Genomic DNA, 8,285 nt, shown 5'->3' on the forward strand with positions numbered 1-8,285 from the left:
GCGGGAAGGTGTTGGTGAGGTCCTGAAACATGGCGAGGCCGACGAGGAGGGAGTCGCGGGGCGTCCACGGCGCAGGCCGGTAGCGGAGGATGCGGAACTCGATGGGGAGATGCGCGCCTTGCACGGTGATGGAGGCGTTAACGCCCTCGGCATAGAGCTGCAGCCAGTGGAGTTGGTCGGGCGGGAGGGTGGCGACGGCGCGGTTGGCGGAGGCGCGAACCTGCAGGATGCGCTGGGCGCGATCGTGGGGAACGAGGCTTGGCCCGAGGATTTCGGCCAGCTCTCCGGCAGCGTGGCGGCGGAGGATGTCCATCTGCCAGAGACGGTCTTGCGCGGTGACGAAGCCCTGCGCGATGACCAGATCGTTGAGCGTGGCCGCGTGAATGTGGGGAACGCCTTGGGCGTCGCGCTGAACGGTGACGGGTGCGGAGAGCTCGGCGACGGAGAGGGTGCCGTCGATCTGCGGCAGGGAATTGCGCAGGGCGTGGCGGGTCCAGTAGCGTCCGCCGATGAAGACGGCGACGGCGAGGATGACGACAAGGGGTACCGCTACAGCGATGACGCGGAGAATATTACGGCGCAGGCGGTTCGGGAGACTGCTCTTTGGGGAGGGATTTTCGTTGGGAAAGCGGCGGGCGAGGAGAGCAGGATCGGTTGGGACTGGATCGTAGGAGTTCATGTGCTGATTCAAAGTCTAAATGCTGTGTGTACGGGCGTCTGCTGGCGGATCGGGGCATGCAGCATGGCCATTTTGAATCGGAGCGTCGTGATGGAGATATCGCAGGCGCCGCTGATATGCTCGGAGGTGTCTGACGCGGGCTTGGTTTGGCGCGTCGCAGCTTTGAGGAAAGGAGGTGGGCCGGATGACTTCAGGGGCTAGTCTTCATGCATTAGAGACGGTGATCCTGCTGCTGTTGATGATGGTCGCCGTCTTTGCGGTGATCGCGCACCGGTTGAAGGTGCCGTATCCAATCGTGCTTGTGCTGGCCGGGCTGCTCATTAGTTTTGTTCCTCACATGCCCCGGGTTCCACTGGACCCCAGCCTGGTGTTTCTTATCTTTCTGCCGCCGCTGCTCTACTCGGCGGCGTGGGGGACGTCGTGGCGGGAGTTTCGCCACAACCTTGTGCTGATCTCGCTGCTGGCGGTGGGGCTGGTGGGCTTTACGGTGTGGGGCGTTGCGGTTGTCTCCGAGCACTTCATCACTGCACTGGACTGGAAGGCCGGGTTTCTGCTGGGCGCTGTGGTGGCGACGACCGACGCGATTGCGGCGACTTCGATTGCGCGATCGATTGGGCTGCCGCGCCGCATCGTCGACATTCTGGAGGGCGAGAGCCTGCTGAACGATGCGACCGGCCTGCTGGCGCTGGAGCTTGGAGTGAGTATCATCATGCGGGGCGAGACGCCGTCGGTAGGCGGCGGAATCGTTCGGCTGCTCTACCTGATTGTGGGTGGTATAGGCATTGGCCTGTTGATTGGCGTGGTCGTGGGATGGCTGGAGAAGTTTATCGACAATGGGCCGGTCGAGATCGTAGTGAGCGTGGTGGTGCCGTACGCAGCGTACCTTGGCGGCGAACATGTGCACGCCTCCGGTGTCCTGGCAGTTGTAGCGTGCGGACTCTACCTGAGCCGAAAGAGCGCGACGTTCTTTTCGCCCGGAGTGCGGATGCAGGTGATGGGGGTATGGGACGCTTTGACCTTCATCCTGAATGGGCTGGTGTTCGTGTTGATCGGGCTGCAACTGCCATACGTGCTGGCTGGGATTCGCGGTCAGTATGGCATGGTGACGCTGCTGGAGTATGGCGGAATCTTCAGCGCAATTCTGATCGCGATGCGTATCGTATGGGTCTATCCCGCGGTGAAGATGGCCTATCTGTTGCGGCGTTGGGCCGGCGATGTCGAAAAGCAGCCAGATGCGCGGGATGTCTTTGTGATCGGGTGGACGGGGATGCGGGGCGTGGTGGCGCTGGCAGCGGCGATTTCGGTGCCGGAGATGCTGGGGAACGGAAAAATGTTCGGGCCGAGGAACCTGATTGTATTTCTGGCATTCTGCGTGATCCTGGTGACGCTGGTGGTGCAGGGGCTGACGCTGCCTTCGCTGATTCGCGCGCTTGGCCTGGCCGGAAGCACGGGCATGAGCGTGGAGGAGCGGGAGGCGCGAAAGATCGCCCTCACCGAGGCGATTGCACATTTGGAGGAGGGGAGAAAAAATTGCGGAAGTGCATACTTTCACGCCTTCGATGACTTGCTTGACCGGTATCAACATCGGCTGGTGGATGTTGAGTCGGAGCATGACAACAGCCACGAGGAGCATGGCGCTCACACCTACAGGCAGGTAGTCGATGCGGCGGAGGGAGCGGTGCAGGCAGAGCGGAGGGCGATCATTCGGCTGCGCGACGAGGGCCGCATCAGCGACGACGTTCTGCGGACGATGGAGCGGGAGTTGGACCTGGAGGAGAGCCGGTACCAGATCGCGCGGCTGTAGCGTTGGGCGCGGGGCTTTCGGGTGCGCTATCCTTAGAGCTTCGCACGGAATTGCCGTGGCGCTGACCTGGAGGTTGCTGCTTGAATTGCCGGATTTTTTATCACGATAAATGTTTCGACGGCGCCTGCTCGGCGTCGGTGTTTACCCGGTTTCACCGGGAGTGCGTCGGCAAAGTCGACCAGTACGACTATCGAGGGTTGGTGCATCGTGCGGGCGCGCTGTTCGATGAAGGTGCTTTTATCGATGGCGAGAATGCGATCGTCGACTTCAAATATTCGGCTTCGCCCAAGGTGACGTGGTGGTTCGATCATCACCTGAGCGCGTTTTTGACGCCGAACGACCAGAAGGACTTTGAGAGGGGACAGGCCGATGGGTCGCAACGGATGCGGAAGTTCTATGACCCGAACTATATCTCGTGCACAAGCCTGATTGCCGATATAGGTCGCGTCGACTTCGGGTTCGATACCGCTCCGCTGGCGGAACTGATTAAATGGGCGAACATCGTGGACGGCGCAAAGTATGAAAGCGCTCAGGCTGCCGTCGAGATGGCTGCTCCGGCGATGAAGCTGACCATGGTGATTGAGAGCTCTGCCGACGAGAATCTGGTGCCGCGGTTGATTCCGTTGTTGACGGAGATGCCGCTGCAGGGAGTGCTCGATCAGGATTTTGTGCAGACTCTGCTAGGGCCGCTGATGGAGCGGCACCAGAACGCGATTGAGCTGATCCGTTCGCGGGCCACGGTGGACAAGGGCGTGATTACGTTCGACATCACCGATCAGCCTACCGAGGGATATAACAAATTTATTCCCTACTATCTGCTGCCCGAGGGGACTTATAACGTTGGCCTCAGCAAATCGTCTTTCAGGACCAAGGTGTCGGTGGGAACGAATCCGTGGACGAAGAAGACGTCGGAGGAGTTGGTGAATCTTGCGGCGATCTGCGAGCGCTACGGTGGAGGCGGCCATGCTCGGGTGGGAGCGATTAGTTTTCCTCCTGACCGGGAGGACGATGCCCGGAAGGCGGCGGGAGAGGTCATCGCGGAGTTGCAGGCCGCACAGTAAGACATCGAAGCATTTCATGGGCTGAACGAACAAAGGTTATTTTCCCCCTTGTTCCTTCAGCCCATGATCGTTTTAAGGCTTTACCTTGGTGAAGATGGAGAGCTTGGTGATGTCGTTGAAGATGATGAAGGCAGCGAAGATGATGATGCAGACGAAGGCGACTTGGTAGACACGCTCTTTGAGTTGCTGATTGACGTCGCGGCGGATGATGCTTTCGATGATGAGAAAGAGGATCATGCCGCCGTCGAGGATGGGGATGGGCAGCAAATTGAGGATGCCCAGATTGATGCTGATGTAAGCCATCAGGCCGACGATAGGCGTCCAACCCTGCATCTCCATCGCCTGGTGAACTTGTTGGCCGATGCCAATGGGGCCGCTCAAGCTGCGGACGGAGACCTGGCGCGTGAACATGCGCTTAACGACTTCAACGATGAGTAGCGAGCTTTTTTTGTTGAATTGCCAGGAGGCGACCATGGCTTTGCCGAAGGGAAGGCGCTGGACTTTGACCGGAGGCTGAACCGGGAGGAAGCCGAGTTGGAAATACTTTGTGCCATCTCCCGCATCTCCGAGGACTGGAGTGAGATGGATGGGTAGGGTGTCGCCGTGGCGATTGACCACGAGGGAGACTGGCTTTCCAGCGGTGTCCTGCAGGTAGGCATGGAGAGAGTAGACGGAGTGAAGATGGAGTCCGTCGATGGATTCCAACTGGTCTCCGGGTTTCATGCCGGCACGGGCCGCCGGAAGATTCTCTTCTCCTTCGAGGCTGCTGACCTCAATCGGAGAGTCCTGCCTGAGGGGTATGAAACCCAGATTGTCGAGGGCGAAGTCTTCCGCGCCGCCCTTGGCTTCGACGAAGAGCTTGGTATTGGTCCGCTGGCCGTCGTGGACATAGGAGAAGGAGATAGTCTGATTGAGGTTCAGCAGGGAGCGGATGGCTACCTGGTCCCATGTCGGATTTTCTACGGTGTCGTAGTGGACGATGGTATCGCCGCCCTGAATGCCGGTATGGGCGGCAGGGGTGTTGAGCGAGACGTAATCGACGTGAGCCGGCCCGTTGAGGTATGCCTGAACCTCGTTGTGAACCATGTAGACGCCGGTCATCAAGGCAATGGCCAGCAGGAAGTTGAAAACCGGGCCAGCCAGGGCAATGAGGACGCGCTGCCAGCGGGGATGGTTTTCCAACTCGCCGGGGTCATCACTCTTTTCTTCGCCGGGCATCTCGCCGGACATCTTGACGTAGCCGCCAAGGGGGAGAAGGCTGAGGCGGTAATCGGTGTCGCCACGTTTGAAGCCGAAGAGACGGGTGCCGAAGCCGATGGAGAAGACCTCGACGCGCACCCGGCAGAGCTTGGCGACGATAAAGTGCCCGAGTTCGTGCACTAGAACCATGATGCCAAGGACGATGGCAAGCTGAATGACTGTCGACATGGGAGAGTGGAGACCTCGTTGCTGATAGGGAAAGTTGTGGGCTACCGATTTCGAGAAGTGCCGGTGGACTGCCGGGCGATCACTTCGCGTGCGCACTCTCTCGCGGCAAGGTCTGCCTCCAGCACTTGCTGGATGGTGGTCGGACGCGGGCCGGAGGTTTCGATCAGCACATCCTCAATTGTACGCGGAATGCCCATAAAAGGGATGGCCCTGGCGGGGTCAGGATTAAGGAACGCGGCAACGGCGATCTCGTCGGCGGCGTTGAGGGCGATGGGTGCTTTTCCCCCGGCTTCCGCGGCCTCGTAGGCGAGGCGAAGGCAGGGAAAACGGGTGAGGTCGGGTTGCGAAAAATCGAGATGGTTGAGGGTCGCAAGGTCGAAGGTGAGGTTGTCCTTTTCGGAGACAGCGACGCGCTCGGGATAGGCCAGCGCGTACAGGATGGGGAGGCGCATGTCGGTGACCGAGATCTGGGCGAGAATGCTGCCGTCGACGAACTCGACCAGCGAATGCACGGTGGACTGGGGGTGGATGGTGACGCGGACCTTCGCGGGAGGCAGGTTGAAGAGGCGGCAAGCCTCGATGACCTCGAAGCCCTTGTTCATCATGGTGGCCGAGTCGATGGTGATGCGCTGGCCCATGACCCATGTGGGATGCTTGAGCGCCTGTGCCGGAGTGATGTGCTTGAAGTCGGCGAGCGGTGTGTTGCGGAAGGGACCGCCAGAAGCGGTGAGCCAGATCTGTTTGACCTCGGCGGGGGTGCCTCCGCGCATGGCCTGATGGACGGCATTGTGCTCGGAGTCGATGGGGAGCAGGGCTACGTTGTGTTCTTTTGCTGCGGCGATGATGAGCTCGCCTGCGGCTACGAGGCACTCCTTGTTGGCGAGGCCGATGGTCTTGCCTGCACAGACGGCAGCGTAGGTGGCTTCGAGTCCGGCTACGCCGACGATGGCAGAGACGACGAAGTCCACCTCAGGCAGGGTGGCGACGTGGATGGTTCCGGCGGTGCCGTGGACGACTTCGATGCCGGTGATGCCGGCGGCCTGGAGGCGGCTTTGGAGTTGGCCCGCAAGGTCTTCGGTGGCGATGGAGATGACCTTCGGACGCCAGCGGACACACTGACCAAAGGCTACTTCAACGTTTTGGCCCGCGGCGAGGGAGATGACCTGGTAGCGGTCGGGAAAGGACTCGCAGATGGAGAGCGTGCTGTTTCCAATGGAGCCGGTGGAACCTAAGATGGCAAGTTTTTTCACGAACCTTATTTTCGCAGAGATTGGAGTTTATCCATAAACCTCAAATCTGATTGAAAGATAGAGACTCTTGTGTCGCCAGGTTGATTCCGAATCTGCAAGCAAAAGCCCCGGTTTTGGGCCGGGGCTTTCTGGACGGTAAAGAATGCTTTGTTAGCGGCGCATATTGCCGTTCATGAGGTGCTGAACGCCTACGCTATAGCCACGGCGGAATGCTTCGCGATAGGCGTGACGGTCCCGACGGTCTACCCTCGGGTGCCGGTACTCATCGCGATTATTTACATTGGGACGGCGATGGTTTCCATAGTCTTTGCGTGCGCCCTCGATGCCGTCACGAAAGCCGCGACGCTCAATATCACGCTGATATTGCGATGGCGGCGCTTCCCATGATTGCCGCGGGCCATATCCCGGAGGTGGAGGTCCTTGTGCGGTGAGCGATGCGGGCGCGAACGCCAGTGTTGTGAGTGCCACAACTCCCAGTACTGCGTCTCTTAATTTCATTCGTTCTCCTTCTCGGTATGCGAGCGTAGCCGATTTCTTGCGATTGGATGCGTCCGGGGCCTTACTTGTTGGATGAAAGTATAGGGAAACCCGGACGAAGACAGAGTGTACTAGAAACGGCCCATGCCGAAGGCGTCTTTGAGGATGAGGACGAACCAAAGGATGGGAGCGGCGAGCAGAAGGGCGTCGATGCGGTCGAGCATACCTCCGTGGCCGGGGAGCATGGTGCCTGAGTCTTTGACCCCGGCTCCGCGCTTGATCGCGGATTCCAACAGGTCTCCCAGTTGGGCGGCGACGTTGAGCAAAGTAGCCAGCAGGAGCGATTGCCACATCGGCTCGGAGGTGTGCAGAAGCAGGTTGCCATGCGAGGTGAGCACGTCGCCAAGGTAGATAACGACGAATGCCGCGATGACGCTCCCGACGATGCTGGCCGCGGAGCCCTCCCAGGTTTTGCCGGGACTGAGGCGGGGAGCGAGCTTGTGCTTTCCGAAGGCCCGTCCAATGTAAAGCGCGGCGATGTCTCCGGCCCAGACGCAGACCATCAGGAAGATGACCAGCGCGGTTCCGTCCTCCTTCTTCCAGATAAGGGGAATGAGGGTGAGCGGATAGGCGATGTAGATGAGGCCGAAGAGTCCCTGCGCGGTATCGGGCAACACCTGAATAAGGGGGGAGCGGAAGCCGTTCCAGGCGAAGAGGGCCAGCGTGAGCGCGCTGAGGACGGGAAGCTGCGCTTCGACGGGAAAGTTAGGCAGGGTGACGACGAAGGCGAGCGCTGTGCCAAGTGTCATCCACCACAGGGGGATGCGGAGCTGGGCTCCGTGGGTCTCGGCACCGACGGCGGCGAGCTTGAGATATTCATAGGCGGCGAGTTCCGCAATGATGGCTGCGGCGAGGGTGATCATCCACAACTGGCCGAAGAAGATGAGCAGGAAGACAGCAGCGATGAGGACGATGGCAGTGAGAATGCGTTTCATGTGGTCTTGAAGAGAATACAGCTTCGTTCCTGTATTTCCATGCAGGAGCTGCAAGGAGTTTAACGACGGCTGAGTTCGTGGGGGTTGAGCTCGGTGGCGATCTCTGTCTCCAGTTCGGAGACCGACTGGAGCGTGTCGATTTTCTCGTCGGAGTTGGTGTCGTTGAGTCCGCCATAGCGGCGGTCGCGGCCCTGGTAGTTGGCTATGGCTTCGAGCAGGTGGATGCCACGGAAGTCGGGCCAGAGGCGGTCGGTCACGAAGATCTCGGAGTAGGCGATCTGCCAGAGCAGGAAGTTGGAGATGCGCTGCTCGCCGCTGGTGCGGATGATGAGGTCGGGGTCGGGCATGTGCGCCGTGTAGAGGGCGCGGCTGATGCTGGGCTCGTCAAGGGAATCGAGCGCGCCTGCGCCCAGCAGGTCTTCTACCGAGCAGCCGCGAGTGTGAGCCTCAGTGGCGAGATTGGTGAGGATCTTGCGGAAGGCGTCGACGATCTCGGACCGCGCCCCGTAGTTGAGGGCGAGCGTGAGCACGGTGCCGGTGTTTTTTGCCGTGGACTCGGCGGCCCACTGCATGGTCTCCTGCACCTCTTGC

8 protein-coding genes are annotated in these 8,285 nt (G+C 60.1%); 2 read left to right on the forward strand and 6 right to left on the reverse strand.

Features of this window, described 5'->3' with window-relative positions:
- Positions 1–679 (reverse strand): penicillin acylase family protein (locus VMU57_RS08160; protein ID WP_325382281.1); only part of this gene is annotated, 679 nt, incomplete at its 3' end.
- 184 nt (positions 680–863) lie between these two features.
- Between VMU57_RS08160 and VMU57_RS08165 the strand changes: the two genes are divergently transcribed.
- Both VMU57_RS08165 and VMU57_RS08170 read left to right on the forward strand, forming a co-directional pair.
- Positions 864–2,483, forward strand: a complete 1,620-nt coding sequence (locus VMU57_RS08165) for a Na+/H+ antiporter (protein ID WP_325382283.1) — start codon at positions 864–866, stop codon at positions 2,481–2,483.
- A gap of 80 nt (positions 2,484–2,563) precedes the next feature.
- On the forward strand, positions 2,564–3,544 hold the full coding sequence (locus VMU57_RS08170; protein WP_325382285.1) for a DHH family phosphoesterase: 981 nt from the start codon (positions 2,564–2,566) through the stop codon (positions 3,542–3,544).
- Between the two features lie 72 nt (positions 3,545–3,616).
- Here the strand turns inward: VMU57_RS08170 and rseP are convergent, their stop codons facing one another.
- From rseP to uppS, 5 genes are all read right to left on the reverse strand, one after another.
- Positions 3,617–4,972, reverse strand: coding sequence for an RIP metalloprotease RseP (gene rseP, locus VMU57_RS08175; RefSeq protein ID WP_325382287.1), 1,356 nt, complete (start codon positions 4,970–4,972; stop codon positions 3,617–3,619).
- A 41-nt stretch (positions 4,973–5,013) separates the two neighbouring features.
- The gene (locus VMU57_RS08180; protein WP_325382289.1) at positions 5,014–6,222 is read right to left on the reverse strand and encodes a 1-deoxy-D-xylulose-5-phosphate reductoisomerase; all 1,209 of its coding nucleotides are present in this window, start codon (positions 6,220–6,222) and stop codon (positions 5,014–5,016) included.
- A gap of 150 nt (positions 6,223–6,372) precedes the next feature.
- Positions 6,373–6,720 (reverse strand): hypothetical protein, encoded by a 348-nt coding sequence (locus tag VMU57_RS08185; protein WP_325382291.1) that lies wholly within the window; start codon positions 6,718–6,720, stop codon positions 6,373–6,375.
- A gap of 110 nt (positions 6,721–6,830) precedes the next feature.
- Positions 6,831–7,694, reverse strand: a complete 864-nt coding sequence (locus VMU57_RS08190; RefSeq protein ID WP_325382293.1) for a phosphatidate cytidylyltransferase — start codon at positions 7,692–7,694, stop codon at positions 6,831–6,833.
- A gap of 59 nt (positions 7,695–7,753) precedes the next feature.
- The coding region (gene uppS / locus VMU57_RS08195) for a polyprenyl diphosphate synthase (protein WP_325382295.1) at positions 7,754–8,285 on the reverse strand (532 nt) is incomplete at its 5' end.

The sequence above is a fragment of the Edaphobacter sp. genome (assembly GCF_035532915.1).
Lineage (GTDB): Bacteria > Acidobacteriota > Terriglobia > Terriglobales > Acidobacteriaceae > Edaphobacter.